The following is a 19,489-nucleotide window of genomic DNA, read 5'->3' as shown; positions in this document are numbered from 1 at the left end:
TCGTCCGATGACGAGGGCGTCCTACGACGTCCTTGTCATCGGGGCGGGCGCGGCCGGCATGATGTGCGCCATCGAAGCCGGGCGGCGCGGACGCCGGGTGCTGGTCGTCGATCATGCCGACCGCCCGGGCGAGAAAATCCGCATCTCGGGCGGCGGGCGCTGCAATTTCACCAATCTTGGCTGCGGACCGGCGAACTTCCTGGGCGAGAACCCCCGGTTCGCCACCTCGGCCCTGCGCCGCTACACCCAGCACGACTTCGTCAAACGCATCGATAAGGCCGGCATCGCCTGGCACGAAAAAACGCTGGGCCAGCTGTTCTGCGACGACAGCGCCAAGCAAATCGTCCGTATGCTGACGGACGACATGGCGGCGGCGGGCGTGACCCTGAAAATGAAGACCGGGGTGGAGCGTCTGGCCCGCAGCGGCGACGGTTTCACAGCCCATCTGTCGGATGGATCGCAGGTCACGACGGCGGCTCTGGTCGTGGCGACGGGCGGCAAGTCCATTCCCAAGATGGGGGCCACCGGCTGGGCCTATGAGGTGGCGCGTCAGTTCGACATCCGCGTCACCGACACCCGCCCCGCGCTTGTCCCCCTGACCTTCGAGGCGGGTCTGCTGGAGACGCTGACGCCGCTGGCCGGCGTGGCGGTGGACGCCGTGGTCGCCTCATCCCCGGAAACCAAGGCCGAGGCAAAGGCGCGAAAGGCCAGCTTCACCGAGGCCATGCTGTTCACCCACCGGGGGCTCAGCGGCCCGGCCATCCTGCAGATCAGTTCCTACTGGCGCGAGGGCGAGGCCATTGTCGCCTCCATGGCGCCGGGTCGGAACATCTTCGACGAACTGAAGGCGGCCAAGGCGGCGAATGGCCGCCAGGCCATCCACACGGCGCTCAGCCACATCATCCCCCGCCGTCTGGCCGAGACCCTGTGCGCGCGTGAGGGGGCGGCGGGCAATCTGGCCGACCTGTCGGACAAGGTGCTGCGGCGGCTGGATCAGGCGGTGAACGCCTGGAGCGTCAAGCCCGTAGGTTCAGAAGGCTACCGCACCGCAGAGGTGACATTGGGCGGCGTCGACACCGCGGCCCTGGACCAGCAGACGATGCAGGCCAAGGCCGTGCCCGGCCTCTACTTCATAGGCGAGGCGGTCGATGTGACCGGCTGGCTGGGCGGCTATAATTTCCAGTGGGCCTGGTCGTCCGGCTGGGCGGCGGGGCAGGCGTGCTGATTTTTAGGGTGCAATCCGTGCACTTTTTCGGCGATGGGGCCGAGACGGGGGCGGCGACGAAACGTCCTGCGGCCGCGCGACGCATGGCGGCGGGGCGGGGCGGCGCCTAGCTTGAACAGGCGGAACGGGCCCTCTGGCGTCACCGCGACCTGGCGTTTTCCCCTTCCTTTCGCCGGGCCGCTGGACGCGATGTCGGACCGCACGGGTGCGTCGACGCGGCGGGGCTTTCTCCCCTCCTGGCCTGTCGCGTCGACCGCCCGACCATTCTGGACGGAACGCGGCCAATGACGCCGCCGCTTGAAGGTCGGCCTCAGAGAATCTGCGCCGCCTCCTCGAACGACAGGCGCGGCGAGCGGGGGAAGAGGTTTTCGTCCGAGCCATAGCCCAGGTTGAGGATGTAGTTCGGCTCGACGTTGCTGTCAGGGAAGAACTCGGCCTTCACCGCCGCCGCGTCGAAGCCGGACATCGGCCCGACGTCCAGACCCAGGGCGCGGGCCGCGATGGTCAGATAGCCGCCTTGCAGCGAGGCGTTGCGGAAGGCGGTCTCGCGACGACCGGCCTCGTCGGCGAACCAGGCGCTGGCGCCCGGCGCATGGGGGAACAGGGCGTCCAGATGATCGTGGAAATCCATGTCCTGACCGATGATCAGGGTGACGGGCGCCTGGCGCGTCTTCTCGCGATTGCCCTCGCTCATCAGCGGGATCAGGCGCGCCTTCGCCTCGGGCGAGGTCACGAAGACGAAGCGAGCCGGCGAGCCGTTGACCGCCGTCGGGCCGAACTTGGTCAGCTCGTACAGCCGGCGCAGCAGCTCCGGCGCGACGGGACGGTCTGTCCAGCCGTTGCGCGTCCGCGCCTCGGTGAACAGTTGCGACAGGGCGGCGTCAGACAAGGGGGCGTCGCGTGAAGTGGTGGCGTCGTAGGCCATGGAATGCCATCCTGATTGGAACAGAAACGATTGCCGGTGCTAATTGGGGCGGATCGGGATGGTCGCAAGCGCGAATGCGGCGCCTCAGCGTTTCCGATTCTGCGATCCGCCGCCGAACCCCCTGTCGCGCCGGCCGTCTTCGCCCTATCTAGGACGGATGAAAGATCTGACCCAACTGATGCAGCAGGCCCAGGCGATGCAGCAAAAGCTGCAGGACGCCCAGGCCAAGATGGCCGAAACCGCCGCAGACGGCTCCTCGGGCGGCGGCCTGGTGTCCGTGTCCCTGAAGGGACCGGGCGAGATCACGGCCATCAAGATCGACGACAGCCTGCTGACGCCGGGCGAGGGCGACATCCTGGCCGATCTGATCGTCGCCGCCCATGCGGACGCCAAGCGCAAGCTGGACGAACAGAACAACGCCCTGATGCGCGAGGCCGCAGGCCCCATGGCCGGGATGAATATTCCCGGAATGCCGAAACTGTTCTGATGGCCGCCTCCGCCGGGCCGGAGATCGAACGGCTTATCTCGCTTCTGGCCAAACTGCCGGGCCTGGGGCCGCGCTCCGCCCGGCGTGCGGCCCTGGCCCTGCTGAAGCGGCGCGAGCAGTTGCTCGTGCCGCTGGCGGCGTCTCTGGCCGAGACGGCGGAGAAGGTGGTTTCCTGTTCCGTGTGCGGCGCGCCCGACACGCGCGATCCGTGCGCCATCTGTTCGGACGGCGCGCGCGACAACGGCCTGATCTGCGTGGTCGAGGAGGCGGGAGCCCTATGGGCGATGGAGCGATCCGGCGCCTTTCGCGGCAAGTATCACGTGCTGGGCGGCCTGTTGTCCGCCCTGGACGGGGTGGGGCCGGAGCATCTGCGGATCACTGAACTGATCGGGCGGGCGCGGGGCGGCGGCGTGCGCGAGGTCGTGCTGGCCCTGCCGGCCACGGTCGACGGCCAGACGACCGCCCACTATGTGGCCGAGAGGATCGCCGGGCAGGGGGTGGAGGTCACCTCCCTGGCGCGAGGCGTGCCGGTCGGGGGCGAACTGGACTGGCTGGACGACGGCACCATCGTCCAGGCCCTCAAAGCGCGTCGCCCGACTTGATCGGCCCTAGTTCGAGGGCTGGGTCGGGGCGTTGACGTTGGGCGCCTCGCCGGTCGGAACGGGTTGGGCGCGGCCCGTGGAATCGGTCGGCGCGTCGGCGGCGGGCGGCGTCTGGCTGTCGCCGTCGAAGGCGCGAGCGTCCGCCGCCTGTTCGCCGGTCGTCGGGTTCTGAGACTCAAAGGCGCCGTTCGACACGAACCAGAAGCCCAGCAGAAGCACCGCCGCCGCCAGGGTGGACACCACCAGCAGCACCAGGATGCGCGGGTTCTTCTTGCCGGAACGGACGTATTCGGCGTCCACCGGCCGGCCCTGATGCACGGCGTCGGCGGCCTTGTCATGGCGGGCGGGTTCTTGCGGGTTCATGGGATCCTCCTCCGATTTCAATCAAACCAACGTGATCCGAACCGCTGTGTTCCTGACCGCGACGTCAGGCCGCCTGTTCGCCGTTGGGAGCTTGGGGTCGGCCGCTTCTCATCGCCGGCGACTCCCGCTAGGAACGGAGCATGAACATGATCGTCGTCGTTCTCGCCCTCTTCGCCGCCGCGTTTGCGGGCGGCTTTCTTTGGGCCTTCATGGGGTGGCAGAGGACGCGCGGCGAACTGGCGGCGGCCGAGGCGCGGGTGGAGGCGGTCGAGGACAGCCGCGTGACCATGGCCGAACTGCTCAAGGCCCAGGCCGCCCAGTCGGCCCAGGTCGTCGCCGACCAGATGGTCAGCCGCGCCACCGAAACCTTCCGCGCGCAGGACCAGCTGGCCCGCGAACGGATGGCCGCCCAGTTGAAACCCGTCTCCGACACCCTGACCAGGTTCCAGGAGCATGTCGCCGCGCTGGAGAAGACCCGTTCGGAAGAGACGGGCGGCTTGCGCGAACAGCTGGCGGCCCTGATGGCGGCCTCCTCGGCCACGCGCGACGAGGCGCGCAAACTGACCGAGGCCCTGCGCGGCAACACCGGCCGTCGCGGACGCTGGGGCGAACAGACCTGCCGAAACGTGCTGGAGGCGGCCGGCATGGCCGGGCGGTTCGACTTCACCGAACAGACGTCCAGCGCCGACGACGAGGGCCATCAGAACCGACCCGACTTCATCGTGCGCCTGCCCGGCGGCGGCATGTTCGTGATCGACGCCAAGGTGCCCCTGGCGTTCGAGGACGACGACGGCGACGAGGAGGCGCGCGCCCGTTCGGTCGGCCTGCGCACCGCCGCCAGCCTGAAGACCCACGTCCGCCAGCTGTCGTCCAAGGCCTATCAGGACCAGTTCAAGCCCAGCCCGGACTTCGTGGTCCTGTTCGTGCCCGGCGACAGCTTCCTGGCCACCGCGCTGGACCATGCGCCGGACCTGCTGTCCGACGCGATGGAGTCGCGTGTGGTCATCGCCACCCCGTCGACCCTGTTCGCTCTGTGCAAGGCTGTCGCCTATGGCTGGCGGGCGGAGGAGCAGGCCGCCAACGCCGACAAGGTCGCCGCCCTGGGGCGCGAGCTCTACAAACGACTGTCCGTCATGGGCGGCCACGCCTCGGCCGTCGGCCGGGCGCTGGATCAGGCGGTCGGCAAATACAATCAGTTCGTCGGCTCGCTGGAGAGCCAGGTCATGGTCTCGGCCAGACGGTTCGAGGACCTGCAGGTCGACCACGAGGGCAAGACCCTGCCGAACCTGACGCCGGTCGAGACCGCGCCGCGCGTCTTGAGCCGTCCCGAACTGATCGCCGCGAAGGACTGAAATCTCTTCTCACTTGGAAAGGGCGCTTGACTTGGACCGGCTTATGTTGTCAATGGAACTTGTCAATTGGACAAGGGATATTGACGTATGAGCAAGTGGGGATCGGTTATCAGGGCGATCGTCGTCACCTTTGGCGGCGGCTTGGCTTTCGCCTTCCTCGGCGGTTTTCTGGTCGGCTACGGCGCCAATGCGGGTTGGCTGGACGCCACGGTGGGCGAACTGATCGTCACCGCCGCGGTGACCGTCGCGATCATGGCGGGCGCACTTTGGATCGGTGCGGAATGGATGCGCGCCATCGACGAGGCGGCGCGCGAAGCGCACAAGGCCGCCTGGTATTGGGGCGGAACAGCCGGCATGTGCGTTAGCGGCGTCGCGCTGGTTCTGTCCTCGTCCGGCTCCTGGCGCGACATCATAGCGCGCACGGTCGGAGACGGCGCCCAGCCTATCGACTATCTGTCTTTGGGGGCGGCCATGATGATCGCGCCCATGCTGATCGGCTATCTGGTCGTCTGGGGCTGGTGGTGGCTGGCGCGGATGCGGGGCTGAGCCATGAACAATCGTCTCAAGGTCCTGCGCGCCGAGCGCGACTGGAGCCAGGCGCAGCTGGCCGAACAGCTGGGCGTGTCGCGCCAGACCGTGAACGCGCTGGAGACCGGCCGTTACGACCCCTCCCTGCCGCTGGCCTTCAAGATCGCCCGCGTCTTCGGCCAACCCATCGAATCCATCTTTTCCGACGCGCAGTAGCCGACGACATGGCGTTGCACTCGTCAACGGCATGTCGGCCGCGCGGCGCGCGGACCCGGCGACCCATGCCGCCTCCTCATCCGGGCGATGTCCCGCGCGGCCTAGCCTGACCCTTTGGTTTTCATTCCTTTCCCTACACTCAGAGAGACAATCATGACCTTCACCGCCCGCCTTCGATCCGCCACCTCCACCCTCGCCCAAGGCGCCGTCGGCGTAGCCGGAGGGCTGGCCTTGTTCGCCGCCATCGCCGGCGCGCCGGTCGACGCCCAGGCCCAGGCCCAGGCCCAGCCGGCCGCGCCCGCCGCCGCCCCGGCGCCGATCCAGGGCAAGGGGCCGGCCCTGTGGGTGATCAAGGACGCCGATTCCACCCTGTATCTGTTCGGCTCAGTCCATGTGCTGCGCCCGACCACGGGCTGGGCCAGTCCCCGCGTCCAGGCCGCCTTCGACAGCGCCTCGGAGATCTGGTTCGAGATCAGCAATCCCGACGACCAGGCCGCGCTCATGCCGCTGATCCAACAGCACGGCCTGTCGCCCGACACGCCCCTGTCGAGCCGCCTGACGCCAGAGGAGAACGCCGAACTGGACGCGGCGGCCCAGGCCCTGGGCGCCTCGGGCCTCCAGCTTCAGCCGATGCGGCCGTGGCTGGCGGCCCTGACCCTTTCGGTCGCGCCGCTGGTCAAGGCGGGCTATGATCCCAAGTCGGGCGTGGAGTTGGTGCTGAAGGCCCGCGCCGAGGCGGCCGGCAAGCCGATCCACGGCTTCGAGACCATCGACAAGCAGATCGGCATTCTGGCCGGCCTGCCCGACGACGTGCAACTGGTTTTCCTGCGCGAGACGCTGAAGGACTACGAGAACGCGGCGACCAAGCTGGACGAAATGGTCTCGGCCTGGGCCAGTGGCGACGTCGATGTCCTAGGCCGCGTGATGGTCGAGGAGATGAAGGACGCCTCGCCGGCCCTGTATCAGTCCGTTCTAGTGGACCGGAACACAGACTGGGCGAACCAGATTCAAACCCTGCTGCAGGGCTCCGGCACCGCCTTCATAGCCGTGGGCGCCGGGCACCTGGCGGGCGACGACAGCGTTCAGGCCCAGCTGAAGGCGCGGGGCGTGCAGGTCGAAGCTGTCGAATGAAGCGTATCGCGCGCTTGAGCCGGCGGCGGCGCGCGGCTAAGAGTTGGATCGAGGGCGTGTCCACGCCGCCCTCGATCGACCCGGCGCGGGCATGATGTAGTGGTAGCCTGGCAGCTTCCCAAGCTGCTCGTGCGGGTTCGATTCCCGCTGCCCGCTCCAGTCGGTCGTCTTCTCCGAAGAATCTATTCTTTCGGGTGGATTGTTTCCTTAGGCGGCCCTTGGTATCGTCGGACGTGGTAAATCTTTCCGCACAAATCCTGATCTGGTCACCCGGAGCGCTTTCGCGCGCGGGACTGCGACTTATCGGCTGCCGCCGGGACTGACGGCTGCCCGGCGGCGGAAATCGCTGTCGTAACCCCCTTTCAGATCGCAAGACGTTCAGGAGACGCACGGTGTTGCGCGACCCCTCCATCAAATATCGCCCCTTCCCGACCGTCGATCTGCCGGATCGTCAGTGGCCCAGCCGCACCATCGACAAGGCGCCGCGCTGGCTGTCGACCGATATGCGCGACGGCAATCAGGCCCTGATCGACCCGATGAACGCCGAGAAGAAGCAGCGCTTTTTCGACCTGCTGGTGAAGATCGGCGTCAAGGAAATCGAGGTCGGCTTTCCCTCGGCGGGGGCGACCGAGTTCGATTTCATCAGCGGCCTGGTGCGCTCGGGCGGCGTTCCCGACGATGTGGTGGTGCAGGTGCTGACCCAGGCGCGGGCCGATCTGATCGCCCGTTCGTTCGAGAGCCTGGAGGGCGCCCGGAGCGCCGTCGTCCATATGTACAACGCCCTGTCGCCCGCGTGGCGTGAGATCGTCTTCGGCATGGATCGCGCGGGCGTCAAACAGATCGCCATCGAGGGCATGTCGCGGATGCGCGAGGAGGCGGAGCGCCGCCCTGACACCGACTGGCGCTTCGAATATAGCCCCGAGACCTTCTCCACCGCCGAGCTGGATTACAGTCTGGAGGTCTGCGAAGCGGTTCTGGACGTGATCGAGCCGACGCCGGAAAAGCCCATCATCTTCAACCTGCCGGCCACCATCGAGGCGGCGACGCCGAACATCTACGCCGATCAGGTCGAGTGGTTCTGCCGCAACATCTCGCGTCGCGACAGCGTGATCGTATCGGTCCATCCGCACAACGACCGGGGCACGGGCGTGGCGGCCGCGGAACTGTCGGTCATGGCCGGCGCCGACCGGGTCGAGGGCTGTCTGTTCGGCAATGGGGAGCGCACCGGCAATGTCGATCTGGTGACCCTGGCGCTGAATCTGTACACCCAAGGGGTCGATCCCGAGCTGGATTTCTCGGACATGGATGCGGTGATCGAGACGGTGGAGCACTGCAACGCCCTGCCGGTCCATCCGCGCCACCCCTATGCCGGCGAACTGGTCTTCACCGCCTTCTCGGGCAGCCATCAGGACGCGATCAAGAAGGGGTTCGCGGCCCAGGCCAAACGCAACGACCACATCTGGAACGTGCCCTATCTGCCGATCGACCCAGCCGATCTGGGCCGGTCCTATGAGGCGGTGATCCGCGTCAACTCCCAATCCGGCAAGGGCGGCTTCGCCTGGGTGCTGGAACAGGACAAGGGGCTGAAACTGCCCAAGCGGATGCAGGCCGATTTCAGCCAGCATGTTCAGGCCTATGCCGACCAGGTGGGCCGCGAACTGACCGCCGCCGACATCTGGGACGTGTTCCGTTCGGTCTATGCGCCGGAGGGCGGCCATGGCCCGTTCGCCTTGGTGGATTATGAAGAAGGCCGCTCGGCGCCGGGCAAGGAGCGCCGGTTTACGGGCCGCATCCGCCTGAACGGCGAGGAGCGGCGGATTTCAGGACGCGGCAACGGCTTCCTGTCCAGCGTGCTGGACGCGCTGCGCGAAGACTGCGGTCTGGCGCTGGATATCGAGGACTACCACGAACACGCCATCGGCCAGGGCGCTGACGCCCAGGCGGCGGCCTATGTCGAATGCCGCACGGCGGATGGACGGACCATCTTCGGCGTGGCGACCGACCCGGATGTGGCCACAGCCTCGCTGAAGGCGCTGCTGGGCGCCGCCAACCGCGCCGATGCAGCGGGCGTTCGCGTGGTGGAGAGGGCGCCGAGCCTAGCGGACAGCTAGGCCTAATCGACATTCAGCCCCAAGCCGTCATTCCGGGTTCTTCGTTTCGCTCCGCCCCGGAATGACGATCGAAGATTTCGGCCGACTGAATGTCGATTGGTCCTGGGTCGGCGCGATCAGATCAGCCGGCCTTGATCTGCGGCTCGTCTTTCCGGCGGGCTGCATTCTCGCGCGCGTAGCGCTGGGCGATCACGGTGCAGGCGAACAGCTGGATCTGATGGAACAGCATGATCGGCAGGACGATCAGCGGGACCGAGGCGCTGGCGAACAATATGCCGGCCATCGGAATGCCGGTCGCCATGCTCTTTTTCGAACCGCAGAACAGAATGACGATCCGGTCGGGGCGGTCGAACCGCAGCGCCCGCCCGATGAACAGGGTCAGAGCCAGAACCACGGCCAGCAGCACGACGTTCAGGCCGATCACCTTGGCCAGGTCCATCGGCGCGACCTGAGACCAGACGCCGGCGACGACCCCCTCGCTGAAGGCGGCGTAGACGATCAGCAGGATCGAGCCGCGATCCACCAGGCCGGTCAGTTTGGCGTGGCGGCCCAGCCAGTCCTTCAGCAGCGGCCGACACAACTGCCCCACCGCGAAGGGCGCCAAAATCTGCAGGCCGATGTCGAGGATGGACTGCAGATGTATCCCCCCGCCGGCGCCCCCGATCAGCAGCGCCACCAGCAGCGGCGTCACGATCACGCCCAGCAGGTTCGACAGACTGGCGCTGGTCAGGGCGCCGGCGACATTGCCGCCGGCGATGGAGGTGAAGGCGATGGACGACTGCACCGTGGACGGCAGCAGGCACAGATACAGCATCCCCGTCAGCAGATCGGGCTGAAGGGAGCCGCGCATCAAAAAGACCAGCCCCAGCCCCAGCAGGGGAAACAGCAGGAAGGTCGACAGGAAGACCGTGCCCTGCAGCCGCCAGTGCAGCAGACCCGCGCCGATGGCCGCAGGCGACATCCTCGCGCCATACAGGAAGAACAGCAGGGCGATGGCGACCTTGACCACCCAGTCCATGACCACGGCGGCCTGTCCGCTGGCGGGCAGAAGCGCCGCCAGGACCACCATGCCGATCAGGGCCAACAGATAGCCGTCGATCGGCAGGCGGGACAGGAAACGAGGCATGGGCGGCTCAGGCTGCGGCGGGTCGCCGCAGTGATAGACCGCCAAGCGACGGGCTTGAAGCCCGCGCCCTTATTTCAGCCCTCACGCCCCGGCGCGGTTCTTGACCAGATCGTCCACCACCGACGGATCGGCCAGGGTGGAGGTGTCGCCAAGCGCGCCGATGTCGTTCTCGGCGATCTTTCTTAGAATTCGGCGCATGATCTTGCCCGACCGGGTCTTGGGCAGGCCCGGCGCCCACTGGATCACGTCGGGCGCTGCGATGGGACCGATCTCCTGACGGACATGGGCGATCAGGGCCTTGCGCAGTTCCTCGGTCGGCTCGACCCCCTTGTTCAGGGTGACATAGGCGTAGATGCCCTGGCCCTTGATGTCGTGGGGGAAGCCGACCACCGCCGCCTCTGCGACATCGTCGTGGAGCACCAGGGCGCTTTCGACCTCGGCGGTGCCCATCCGGTGGCCCGAGACGTTGATGACGTCGTCCACCCGGCCGGTGATCCAGTAATAGCCGTCCGCATCGCGACGGCAGCCGTCGCCCGTGAAATAACGGCCCGGATAGGTCGAGAAATAGGTGTCGAAAAAGCGCTGGTCGTCGCCATAGACGGTCCGCATCTGACCGGGCCAGCTGTCGGTGATGCACAGATTGCCGGACACGGCGCCCTCCAGCGGCCGACCCTCGGCGTCCACGATCTCAAGCTCGACGCCCGGCAGGGGCAGGGTCGCCGATCCGGGCTTCAGGTCCGTAGCGCCGGGCAGCGGCGTGATCAGATGGCCGCCCGTCTCGGTCTGCCACCAGGTGTCGACGATGGGGCAGCGGCCGTCGCCGACCACATCGTGATACCAGCGCCAGGCCTCCGGGTTGATCGGCTCGCCCACCGTGCCGAGCAGCCGCAGGGAGGCGCGCGAGGCCGCCTTCACCGGCGCGTCGCCCTCGCGCATCAGGGCGCGCAGGGCCGTGGGGGCGGTGTAGAAAATCTCGACCTTGTGCTTGTCCACCACCTGCCAGAACCGGCCGGCGTCGGGATAGTTGGGCACGCCCTCGAACATCAGGGTCGTCGCCGCGTTCGCCAGCGGCCCATAGACCATATAGGAGTGACCCGTGACCCAGCCCACGTCGGCGGTGCACCAGAAGACCTCGCCGGGGCGATAGTCGAAGACGATCTCGTGCGTCCAGGCGGCCCAGAACAGGTAGCCGCCCGTGGTGTGCAGCACGCCCTTGGGCTTTCCGGTCGAACCCGAGGTGTAGAGGATGAACAGCGGGTCTTCGGCGTTCATCGGCTCGGGCGGGCAGTCGGCGTCGACCTTGGCGGCCTCCAGCCCATAGTCGAAGTCGCGCCCATCGGTCATCGGCACGTCGCGGTCGGTGCGGCGCACGACCAGGACGGTGTCGACCTTCACCTTCTTCAGCGCCTCGTCGACATTGGCCTTCAGCGGCACATGCTTGCCGCCGCGCAGGCCCTCGTCGGCGGTGATGACCAGGTTGGAGCCGCAGTCCTCGATCCGGCCGCACAGGCTGTCGGGCGAAAAGCCGCCGAAGACAACCGAATGGATCGCCCCGAGCCGCGCGCAGGCCAGCATGGCGTAGGCCGCCTCGGGGATCATCGGCAGATAAAGGGTGATGCGGTCGCCCTTCTTGGCGCCATGCGCCTTCAGCACATTGGCCATGCGGCACACCTCGGCGTGCAGTTCGCCATAGGTGATGCGGCGGCTGTCGGCGGGATCGTCCCCTTCCCAGATGATCGCCGTCTCGTGCCTGCGGTGGGGAAGGTGGCGGTCGATGCATTCGGCCGAGACGTTCAGCACCCCGTCCTCGAACCAGCGGATGCGGAAGTCTTCCTTCTTGAACGAGACGTCCTTGATCCTGGTCGGCGGAGTGATCCAGTCCAGCCGCCCGGCCTGTTCGGCCCAGAAGGCGTCGGGATTTTCGCGCGCCGCGATCCGCGCCCCCTCATAGGCCTGCCGGTCCATGTGGGCCTTCTTGGCCCAATCTGCGGGAACGGGATAGAGGTCGAGATCAGGCACGAAAGGCGTCTCCGGCGGAAATCAGAATCCGTATTTGGCGAACAGGATCAGACGGGTCATGTCGCCGCTGGCGCCGGTCTCGATCTCGCGATCCGCGAACATCAGCTCGGCCCCGACATCAAACGCCGTAACCGGCGACCAGATCAAGTTGGCGTGGAGGCTCTGGGCCGATCGGTTGGCGGACAGGCCGGTGAATGCGACGTCGTTGTCCACCTTCTGCGCCGACCAGATCAGGCTGGAGCGCCAGCCCGGCGCCCAGACGTGGCGATAGGCGGCGAAGCCGGCGACCACGCCGATGGCGTCAAGATCGCCCGAGGCGTTCAGCACCGCGTCGTTGGAGAAGTTCAGCCCCACATAGCGGCCGATGCCCTCGCCGCCGGTCACCATCAGGCGCAGATCGTCCTTTGATCCGACCTTGATCTTGGTCGAGGCCGACAGACCCCAGCCGGTCGCGGTGGAATCGATGTTTGTCGCCGGGTTCTGATACTTCAACTGGCGCAGCAGGCCGGCGACCTGGAAATCCCCCCACGGACGGGACACCGCATAGCGGGCGGTGAAGTCCGGCAAGCTGTTGTCGTCGGCGATGATGCGCGCGCCGCCGCCGAATGGCGTCACGGTCGTCTCGGGGTTCTCGACCGAGACCGAGAAGGGACCGCGCGTGTAGCGGACCTGGACCTGACGGGCGAAGACCGTGCCTTCCGCCGCGCCGACGAAATCGGCGGATTCGGGCAGGACCGCGGTGTTCTGGAAGTTGGTCCACTCCTGGCCGATCAGCCAGTTATCGATGGTGATGAAGGCGCGGCGCAGGGCCGGGTTGGCCGGGCTGGTGGTGCGTTGATCGCCGGCGCCGGGCAGGGTCTGGAAGTCCATCTCCATCCGGGTGCCGATCTTGTGGCCGCCGACCACGCCGTCGGTGGTCAGCCAGAAGCGGGTCTGGCGGGCGTTGAAGTCGGTCGCCGTATCCTCCTTGGAGCCGCCGATGGGGATGGAGCCGGGAATGTGGAACTCGCGCAGGGCGTCGCCATTGACCGGATCACCGCCGGAATAGCGGCTGGCGTAGGCGTCCACCTTGACGAAGCCGCCGAACTTGACCGTGTGGTCGCCGATGCGGAAGCCCTCGCCGGGCGACGCCGGCGCTGCGGCCTGCTGGACCGGAGCTGGCGCGGCCGGGCGGGTTTCCAGGCGGATGATGTCCTGGGCCTGAGCGGCCTGTTGGGTGCGGGCGGCGACGACCTCGCCCTTCAGGGCGTTCAACTCGGCCTCCAGTTGGGCGATGCGGGCCTCCAACGCCGCCTGGCTGGACTGGGCCGCGGCCATGCCGGGTGCGGACAACAGGGCGACGACGGCGGCGCCCGCGAAAAGGGTGGTCCTGGTCATGCTGAGTTCCTCCGCGCCCGTCTTCGCAGGCGTCCCTGATCCCAGCTTTCCGCCTATGTCCTCGCCAGGCCATTGGCCATTGGTCTAGTTTCGACCAAAGTCGAACGGCGCCATGGTGGCGACGACGCGGCCGGTCAGACACCGCGCATGGGAAGGACGCCCAAGGGAAGGACGCCTATGGATCGCATCGTCGTCGCCGACGACCATCCCCTGTTCCGCGCCGCCCTGCGCTCGGCGGTCGACAAGGCCGCGCCGGGGGCCCAGGTGGTCGAATGCGCCAGCCTGGCCGAGGCGCGGGCGGCCTTGCAGGCGGCGCCGGCGGACCTGTTGCTGCTGGACCTGAAACTGTCGGACAGCGAAGGGATGGCGGGGTTGGCGGCTCTGCGGGCCGAACATCCGGCTGCGCCGGTGGCGGTGGTCTCGGCCAGCGAGGAGGCGGCGGTGGTGCGAAACGCCCTGGGGCTGGGCGCCGCCGGCTTCATCCCCAAGTCCACCGCCCTGCCGCAGATGGTGGAAGCGATCGCCGCCATCCTGGCCGGCGACGGCTGGGCGCCGGACGTGCCCGAGGCCGAGGACGACGGTCTGGCCCAACGGGTGGCCAGCCTGACGCCCTCTCAGCTACGTATCCTGGAGGGGCTGAAGGCGGGCAGGCTGAACAAGCAGATCGCCTTCGACCTGGGCGTCTCGGAGGCCACCATCAAGGCGCATCTGACCAGCGTGTTCAGGAAACTGGGCGTCCACAACCGCACCCAGGCCGTCATACTGGCCAAGCAGATGGATCCGCTGTGATCAGCTGGACAAAAAGGCCTTCAACGCGGCCGGCTTGATCGGCTTGGGCAGCAGAACGGCCCCGGCGGCCGTGGCCTGTTCGTTCAAGCCGTCGCGCGTGTCGGCGGTGACCAGGGCGATGCGGCGCACGCCGTGCGGCCGCAGCCAGTCGATCACGGCGAAGCCTTCCGGCCCGTCGCCCAGATGAAGATCGACCACGGCGGCGTCGAATGGCCCCGGCGACGCCATGGCCGCCTCGACGCCGGCCGCCAGCGTCGGGCGAGCGCCCCAGCGGGTCAGAAGGGCGTTCAGCGCATCCAGGATCACCGGCTCGTTGTCCACGCACAGCACCCTCAACCCCGCCAGCGGCAGGCGCACCTCGTGCGAGGGCGCCGCCTCAGCGACCACGTCGGGCGCGCAACGTCTCAGGTCGATGCGGAAGGTCGCGCCCGCCCCTGGCTCCGAGGTCAACGACAGCGGATGGTCCAGAAGGCTGGACAGGCGTTTGACGATGGCCAGGCCCAGGCCCGCGCCCGGTTCGTCCACCGCCGCGCCGGGCAGGCGGACGAACTCGTTGAACACCGTCTCCTGCTGCGCCTTGGGGATGCCGCGCCCGGTGTCGCAGACGAACAGCCGCACCGTCTCGCCCCGCCGCCGCACCCCGACCAGAACCCGGCCCCGGTCCGTGTAGCGGATGGCGTTGGCCACCAGGTTCTGCAGCATGGAGCGCAGCAGATCGCGATCCGACGTCACCCACAGCCGCGTCGGCATCAGGGTCAGACACAGGCCCTTGGCCTCAGCCACCGGCGCGAACTCGCGTCGCAGATCGTCGAACAGGCCGCCCAGCGACACCCGCGCCACATTGGTCCGCACCCCGCCGGCCTCCAGCTTGGACAGATTCAACAGGGCGGTCAGCAGCCGGTGGGCGCTGTCGATGGCGCGGTCGGCGTTGACGGCCAGGGCGCGGCTGGCGGTTTCCTGAAGCGCCGGCTCCTCCTTCAAGGCGGCGATGAACAGGCGGGCGGCGTGCAGGGGTTGCAGCAGGTCGTGGCTGGCGGCGGCCAGGAACCGGGTCTTGGAGGCGGTGGCGTCCTCGGCCACCTGGCGCGCCTCGTCCAGCCGGGCGGTGCGGTCCGCCACGCGCGCCTCCAGCCGCTCATTGGCCTCTTCCAGCTGACGCGCGGCGCGGCGCAGGGCGGTGATGTCGGTATAGCTGGTGGCGTAGCCCCCGCCGGGGATTGGCGCGCCGGATGAGCGCAGCACCCGTCCGTCCGGCTGCTGGCGTTCGTGATCGTGGGGGATGCGGCGGCTCAGGGCCTCCAGCCGCCGCTCGACCCAGGCCTCGATATCGTTGGGGCTCTCGCCGCGCTCGGCGTTCAGCCGATAGATGCTCGCGATGGGCAGGCCGACGTGGACGAAGCCGACGGGCAGGTCGAACATGGCGACATAGCGCCGGTTCCAGGCGGTGACGCGCAGATCCTCGTCCACCACGATCACGCCCTGGTCGATGTTGTCCAGCGTGGTCTGCAACAGGTCGCGGTTGAACTGGACAGCCTGGGACGCCTCGTCCAGCATCCGCACCACGTCCTCGGGCGCGCGGCCGACCCCGGCCAGGGCGGCGGAGATGACGCGCCGGGCCGAGGCCGCGCCGATGGCGCCCGCCAGCATTCGCTCCGCCGCCCGCGCCAGCGCCGCATCGGCGGGGTCTGCGTCACGCAGGCGCGCGGCGGTTTCCCTCCCCCACGCGGAAAAGGCGCGCTCGGCCCGTTCGTCGCCGATGAAGCGGGCGACCAGGGCGCGCAGGTCCCCGACCGAGGCCCCGGATGGCGCGGGCTTGGCCTCCATCCAGTCCGGCCCCAGCCGGTCCACGAAGGCCCGCGCCTGAACCCGGTCGATCAGCCGGGGCTGGGCCAGACGCGACACCCCGACATAGGCCGCCAGGTTCAGCCCCAGGCTGACGAAGACGCCCAGGGCCAGCGGGTCCTTGATCCCCAGCATGACATAGATGTGCCAGGGCGCGCCCGGCGCCAGTTGCGGCAGGGCCAGCATCATGATCCAGACCAGAACCCCCACCGCCATGCCCGCCAGCGCGCCGTGGGCATGGCCGCCGCGCCACAGGACCGCGCCGAACAGGGCCGGCGCCAGCTGCGCCAGGGCGGCGAAGGACACCAGCCCCATGGCCGCCAGACCGTGCGACTGGTCCGTCGCCTGATAATAGAGCCACGCCAGCAGCAGGACTGCGACGATGGCCCCGCGCCGCACCTGCAGGATGATGCCCGCCATGTCCGAGGCGTCGCCGCGCATCCGCCAGCGGTCGCGCGCTAGAAAGGGCAGGATCAGGCTGTTGGACACCATGGCCGACAGGGCCACGGCCTCGACGATCACCATGGCGGTCGCCGCCGAGAAGCCGCCGACGAAGACGACGGCGGTCAGCAGGGTCTCGCCGCGCTGGAACGGCAGGGCCAGCACCAGAAGGTCGGGGTTCACCGTGGGCGCGAACAGGGCGCCGGCCGCCACCAGCGGCAGGACCGCCAGACTGGTCAGCATCAGATAGAGGGGAAAGATCCAGCGCGCCCGCCGCACGTCCGACGGCTGGGCCCCCTCCACGAAGGCGACGTGGAACTGACGCGGCAGGCAGAAGATCGCCAGGGTCGAGACCAGGGTGATGGCGGTGAAGCGCGGCGTGACGGCCGGCGGCGCGGCCAGGGCGCCCAACCCTTGCGCGATACGCGCCGGCGATCCTTGGTTCAGCAGCAGGACCAGGGCGAAGACGGCGACGAACAGCAGGGCGCCCAGCTTGACCATCGATTCCAGGCCAATGGCCTGGATCAGGCCGCGATTGTGCTCGGTCAGGTCGGGTCGTCGTGCGCCGAACAGGATGGCGAAGAAGGCCAGCACTCCGGCGAGAACCAGCACCGTCAGCCGTTCCGACCCCGCGACCGGCGTGCCCGCCGTCAGAAGGGCGCCCGCCATCGACAGCGACTTCAGCTGCAGCGCGATATAGGGCAGCGACCCCAAGATGGCGACCACGGTGACGGCCGCGCCCAAGGTCTGGCTCTTGCCGTAGCGGGAGGCCACGAAGTCGGCCATGGAGCCGACGTTTTCGCGCCGGGCCGCCGCCGCGATGCGCCGCCAAAGCGGGAACAGCAGGGTCAGGCCGATCACCGGCCCGATATAGATGGGCAGATATTCCCAGCCGTCCCGCGCCGCCGTGCCGACCGCCCCATAATAGGTCCAGGAGGTGCAGTAGATCGCCAGGGACAGGGCGTAGACCGACGGCCCCAGCCCCTTGCCCCGCGCCCTGGCCGCCGGACGCTCCTGATGCCAGGCGACGGCGAACAGCACCGCCATATAGGCGGCGACCAGGCCGAGGATCGTCAGGCTGAACATGGGGGCATCTGAACCGGCCAGAGGGTGTTTCACAAGCGAAAGGCGGGCCGTCTTTCGACGACCCGCCCCTCGTTCCACCTGAAAGCAGGATCAGGCGTTCAGGTCGACGTCCTTGCCTTCCTTGACCAGCAGGAAGCCCAGCACGACCGTCCCCAGGGCCACCACGATCGGGTACCAGAGGCCAGAGTAGATGTTGCCCGTCGCCGCCACGATGGCGAAGGCGGTGGTCGGCAGGAAGCCGCCGAACCAGCCGTTGCCGATGTGATAGGGCAGGGACATGGAGGTGTAGCGGATATTGGTCGGGAACATCTCGACCAGGGCCGCCGCGATCGGACCGTAGACCATGGTCACATAGAAGCCGAGGATGAACAGGATCAGCACCACCATCGGCTTGTTGACCAGGGCGCTGTCGGCCTTGGCTGGATAGCCGGCGGCGGTCAGGGCCTCGCCCAGGCTCTTGTCCCAGGTCTTCTTCTGGGCGGCGAAGTCGGCCGGGGCCATGGCGTCGCCGCGGAAGCTGGGGACCACCACCTGATCGCCGATGCGGACCTGGGCCACCGCGCCGGCCGGCGCGGCCTCGTTGGTGTAGGTCACGCCCGCCTTGGCCAGATAGGATTTGGCCACGTCGCAGGAGTGGTTGAACACTGTCTTGCCGACCGGATCGAACTGCAGGTTACAGTCGGCCGGATCGGCATAGACCATCACCGGAGCCGAAGCGGCTGCGGCGGCCAGTTTCGGATTGGCGGCCTGGGTCAGGGCGTTGAACAGCGGGAAATAGGTCAGGGCCGCGATCAGACAGCCGGCCAGGATGATCGGCTTGCGCCCCACCTTGTCCGACAGCCAGCCCCAAAAGATGAAGAAGGGCGAGGCGGCCAGAAGCGCGATGGTCAGCAGCACATAGACCAGGGTCGCGTCGACCTTCATGACCCGTTCCAGGAAGAACAGGGCGTAGAACTGGCCGGTGTACCAGATGACGGCCTGACCGGCGGTGAGGCCCAGAAGGGCGATCAGCACCAGCTTCAGGTTCGGCCATTTGCCGAAACTGTCCTTCAGCGGCGTCTTGGAACCTTTGCCTTCGGCCTTCATCTTCTTGAACGACGGGCTTTCGGCCAGCTTCAGGCGAATCCACAGGGAGACGCCGAGCAGCAGGATCGAGACCAGGAAGGGAATGCGCCAGCCCCAGGCGGCGAAGGCGTCTTCCCCCACGGTGTAGCGCACGCTCAGGATGACCAGCAGGCTCAGCACAAGGCCGGCGGTCGCCGTGATCTGGATGAAGGAGGTGTAGAAGCCGCGCTTGCCTTGCGGGGCGTGCTCGGCGACGTAGGTGGCCGCGCCGCCGTATTCGCCGCCCAGGGCCAGGCCCTGGATCAGGCGCATCAGCACCAGGATGATCGGCGCCGCAATGCCGATGACCGCATAGGGCGGCAACAGGCCGACCACGAAGGTCGACAGGCCCATCAGCAGCATGGTCACCAGGAAGGTGTTCTTGCGACCCCAGAGATCGCCCAGCCGTCCGAAGACCACGGCGCCGAACGGACGCACGGCGAAACCGGCGGCGAAGGCCATCAGGGCGAAGATATAGCCGGTCGTCTCGTTGACGCCCGAGAAGAACTGGACGGTGATGATCGCCGCCAGCGAGCCGTAAAGATAGAAGTCGTACCACTCGATGACGGTGCCGACAGAGGAGGCGAGGATGACCAGCCGATCGCTGCGATCGACCGTGTGCTCCCCGTCCCCGGACGCAAGGGGTGCGTCGGTTGCCATGATCCATTTCCTCCCGTGTCGCCGTTATCGGCCGTTCTGCACATCCTTAAGGATGCGTGGACGCCGACATTGACCGAGAGCGGGGCGGCTGGAGAGAGCGACTTT

General features: G+C 68.0%; 16 protein-coding genes and 1 tRNA gene. 10 read left to right on the top strand and 7 right to left on the bottom strand.

Going from position 1 to position 19,489, the window contains the following annotated elements:
• The first annotated feature begins 7 nt into the window (after positions 1–7).
• Positions 8–1,225 (top strand): BaiN/RdsA family NAD(P)/FAD-dependent oxidoreductase, encoded by a 1,218-nt coding sequence (locus tag ACYX4P_RS00240; protein WP_248118703.1) that lies wholly within the window; start codon positions 8–10, stop codon positions 1,223–1,225.
• Positions 1,226–1,535: 310 nt separating this feature from the next.
• Here ACYX4P_RS00240 and ACYX4P_RS00235 read toward each other — a convergent pair whose 3' ends face one another.
• Complete coding sequence (locus tag ACYX4P_RS00235) at positions 1,536–2,150, bottom strand: malonic semialdehyde reductase (RefSeq protein ID WP_248118702.1); 615 nt, start codon at positions 2,148–2,150, stop codon at positions 1,536–1,538.
• Between the two features lie 157 nt (positions 2,151–2,307).
• On the opposite strand from ACYX4P_RS00235, the gene ACYX4P_RS00230 reads away from it, so the two are divergent.
• Complete coding sequence (locus ACYX4P_RS00230; protein ID WP_248118701.1) at positions 2,308–2,637, top strand: YbaB/EbfC family nucleoid-associated protein; 330 nt, start codon at positions 2,308–2,310, stop codon at positions 2,635–2,637.
• The gene (recR, locus tag ACYX4P_RS00225; RefSeq protein WP_248118700.1) at positions 2,637–3,239 is read left to right on the top strand and encodes a recombination mediator RecR; all 603 of its coding nucleotides are present in this window, start codon (positions 2,637–2,639) and stop codon (positions 3,237–3,239) included. Before ACYX4P_RS00230 ends, recR begins: the two co-directional genes overlap by 1 nt.
• 6 nt (positions 3,240–3,245) lie before the next feature.
• Here the strand turns inward: recR and ACYX4P_RS00220 are convergent, their stop codons facing one another.
• Positions 3,246–3,602, bottom strand: a complete 357-nt coding sequence (locus ACYX4P_RS00220; protein WP_248118699.1) for a hypothetical protein — start codon at positions 3,600–3,602, stop codon at positions 3,246–3,248.
• A 140-nt stretch (positions 3,603–3,742) separates the two neighbouring features.
• On the opposite strand from ACYX4P_RS00220, the gene ACYX4P_RS00215 reads away from it, so the two are divergent.
• The 6 genes from ACYX4P_RS00215 to leuA all read left to right on the top strand — a co-directional run bounded on the left by ACYX4P_RS00215 (position 3,743) and on the right by leuA (position 8,940).
• Positions 3,743–4,954 (top strand): DNA recombination protein RmuC, encoded by a 1,212-nt coding sequence (locus ACYX4P_RS00215; RefSeq protein ID WP_248118698.1) that lies wholly within the window; start codon positions 3,743–3,745, stop codon positions 4,952–4,954.
• 87 nt (positions 4,955–5,041) lie between these two features.
• Complete coding sequence (locus ACYX4P_RS00210) at positions 5,042–5,500, top strand: hypothetical protein (protein WP_292046858.1); 459 nt, start codon at positions 5,042–5,044, stop codon at positions 5,498–5,500.
• Positions 5,501–5,503: 3 nt separating this feature from the next.
• The gene (locus ACYX4P_RS00205) at positions 5,504–5,698 is read left to right on the top strand and encodes a helix-turn-helix transcriptional regulator (RefSeq protein ID WP_248118696.1); all 195 of its coding nucleotides are present in this window, start codon (positions 5,504–5,506) and stop codon (positions 5,696–5,698) included.
• A 153-nt stretch (positions 5,699–5,851) separates the two neighbouring features.
• The gene (locus ACYX4P_RS00200; RefSeq protein ID WP_248118695.1) at positions 5,852–6,829 is read left to right on the top strand and encodes a TraB/GumN family protein; all 978 of its coding nucleotides are present in this window, start codon (positions 5,852–5,854) and stop codon (positions 6,827–6,829) included.
• 85 nt (positions 6,830–6,914) lie between these two features.
• Positions 6,915–6,988, top strand: a tRNA-Gly gene (locus tag ACYX4P_RS00195).
• Between the two features lie 233 nt (positions 6,989–7,221).
• Complete coding sequence (gene leuA, locus ACYX4P_RS00190) at positions 7,222–8,940, top strand: 2-isopropylmalate synthase (RefSeq protein ID WP_248118694.1); 1,719 nt, start codon at positions 7,222–7,224, stop codon at positions 8,938–8,940.
• A gap of 121 nt (positions 8,941–9,061) precedes the next feature.
• Here leuA and ACYX4P_RS00185 read toward each other — a convergent pair whose 3' ends face one another.
• From ACYX4P_RS00185 to ACYX4P_RS00175, 3 genes are all read right to left on the bottom strand, one after another.
• Entirely contained in the window at positions 9,062–10,066 is a 1,005-nt protein-coding gene (locus ACYX4P_RS00185; RefSeq protein WP_248118693.1) for a bile acid:sodium symporter family protein, read from the bottom strand.
• 81 nt (positions 10,067–10,147) lie between these two features.
• Positions 10,148–12,031, bottom strand: a complete 1,884-nt coding sequence (acs, locus tag ACYX4P_RS00180; RefSeq protein ID WP_476070261.1) for an acetate--CoA ligase — start codon at positions 12,029–12,031, stop codon at positions 10,148–10,150.
• A 75-nt stretch (positions 12,032–12,106) separates the two neighbouring features.
• Entirely contained in the window at positions 12,107–13,462 is a 1,356-nt protein-coding gene (locus ACYX4P_RS00175) for a DcaP family trimeric outer membrane transporter (RefSeq protein ID WP_248118692.1), read from the bottom strand.
• A 177-nt stretch (positions 13,463–13,639) separates the two neighbouring features.
• Here ACYX4P_RS00175 and ACYX4P_RS00170 point away from each other — a divergent pair, with 177 nt between their 5' ends.
• The gene (locus ACYX4P_RS00170) at positions 13,640–14,251 is read left to right on the top strand and encodes a response regulator transcription factor (RefSeq protein WP_248118691.1); all 612 of its coding nucleotides are present in this window, start codon (positions 13,640–13,642) and stop codon (positions 14,249–14,251) included.
• Here the strand turns inward: ACYX4P_RS00170 and ACYX4P_RS00165 are convergent, their stop codons facing one another.
• Together ACYX4P_RS00165 and ACYX4P_RS00160 are read right to left on the bottom strand one after the other, a co-directional pair.
• Positions 14,252–17,620 (bottom strand): hybrid sensor histidine kinase/response regulator, encoded by a 3,369-nt coding sequence (locus tag ACYX4P_RS00165; protein WP_248118690.1) that lies wholly within the window; start codon positions 17,618–17,620, stop codon positions 14,252–14,254.
• 90 nt (positions 17,621–17,710) lie between these two features.
• Positions 17,711–19,384 (bottom strand): MFS transporter, encoded by a 1,674-nt coding sequence (locus tag ACYX4P_RS00160; protein WP_248118689.1) that lies wholly within the window; start codon positions 19,382–19,384, stop codon positions 17,711–17,713.
• Positions 19,385–19,489: the final 105 nt, after the last annotated feature.

The sequence above is a fragment of the Brevundimonas sp. ABV4_179 genome (assembly GCF_056311945.1).
Note: the sequence above shows the minus strand (reverse complement) of the source record. Positions and strands in the feature narration are given on the sequence as shown.

Bases quoted from the DNA above. Each gene is read 5' to 3' on its own strand.
- ACYX4P_RS00205 (WP_248118696.1), top strand. From the start codon at position 5,504: ATGAACAATCGTCTCAAGGTCCTGCGCGCCGAGCGCGACTGGAGCCAG.
- ACYX4P_RS00235 (WP_248118702.1), bottom strand. From the start codon at position 2,150: ATGGCCTACGACGCCACCACTTCACGCGACGCCCCCTTGTCTGACGCC.
- ACYX4P_RS00240 (WP_248118703.1), top strand. From the start codon at position 8: ATGACGAGGGCGTCCTACGACGTCCTTGTCATCGGGGCGGGCGCGGCC.
- ACYX4P_RS00215 (WP_248118698.1), top strand. From the start codon at position 3,743: ATGAACATGATCGTCGTCGTTCTCGCCCTCTTCGCCGCCGCGTTTGCG.
- ACYX4P_RS00200 (WP_248118695.1), top strand. From the start codon at position 5,852: ATGACCTTCACCGCCCGCCTTCGATCCGCCACCTCCACCCTCGCCCAA.
- ACYX4P_RS00210 (WP_292046858.1), top strand. From the start codon at position 5,042: ATGAGCAAGTGGGGATCGGTTATCAGGGCGATCGTCGTCACCTTTGGC.
- ACYX4P_RS00230 (WP_248118701.1), top strand. From the start codon at position 2,308: ATGAAAGATCTGACCCAACTGATGCAGCAGGCCCAGGCGATGCAGCAA.
- ACYX4P_RS00160 (WP_248118689.1), bottom strand. From the start codon at position 19,384: ATGGCAACCGACGCACCCCTTGCGTCCGGGGACGGGGAGCACACGGTC.
- recR (WP_248118700.1), top strand. From the start codon at position 2,637: ATGGCCGCCTCCGCCGGGCCGGAGATCGAACGGCTTATCTCGCTTCTG.
- acs (WP_476070261.1), bottom strand. From the start codon at position 12,031: ATGGACCGGCAGGCCTATGAGGGGGCGCGGATCGCGGCGCGCGAAAAT.
- ACYX4P_RS00175 (WP_248118692.1), bottom strand. From the start codon at position 13,462: ATGACCAGGACCACCCTTTTCGCGGGCGCCGCCGTCGTCGCCCTGTTG.
- ACYX4P_RS00165 (WP_248118690.1), bottom strand. From the start codon at position 17,620: ATGTTCAGCCTGACGATCCTCGGCCTGGTCGCCGCCTATATGGCGGTG.
- ACYX4P_RS00220 (WP_248118699.1), bottom strand. From the start codon at position 3,602: ATGAACCCGCAAGAACCCGCCCGCCATGACAAGGCCGCCGACGCCGTG.
- ACYX4P_RS00185 (WP_248118693.1), bottom strand. From the start codon at position 10,066: ATGCCTCGTTTCCTGTCCCGCCTGCCGATCGACGGCTATCTGTTGGCC.
- ACYX4P_RS00170 (WP_248118691.1), top strand. From the start codon at position 13,640: ATGGATCGCATCGTCGTCGCCGACGACCATCCCCTGTTCCGCGCCGCC.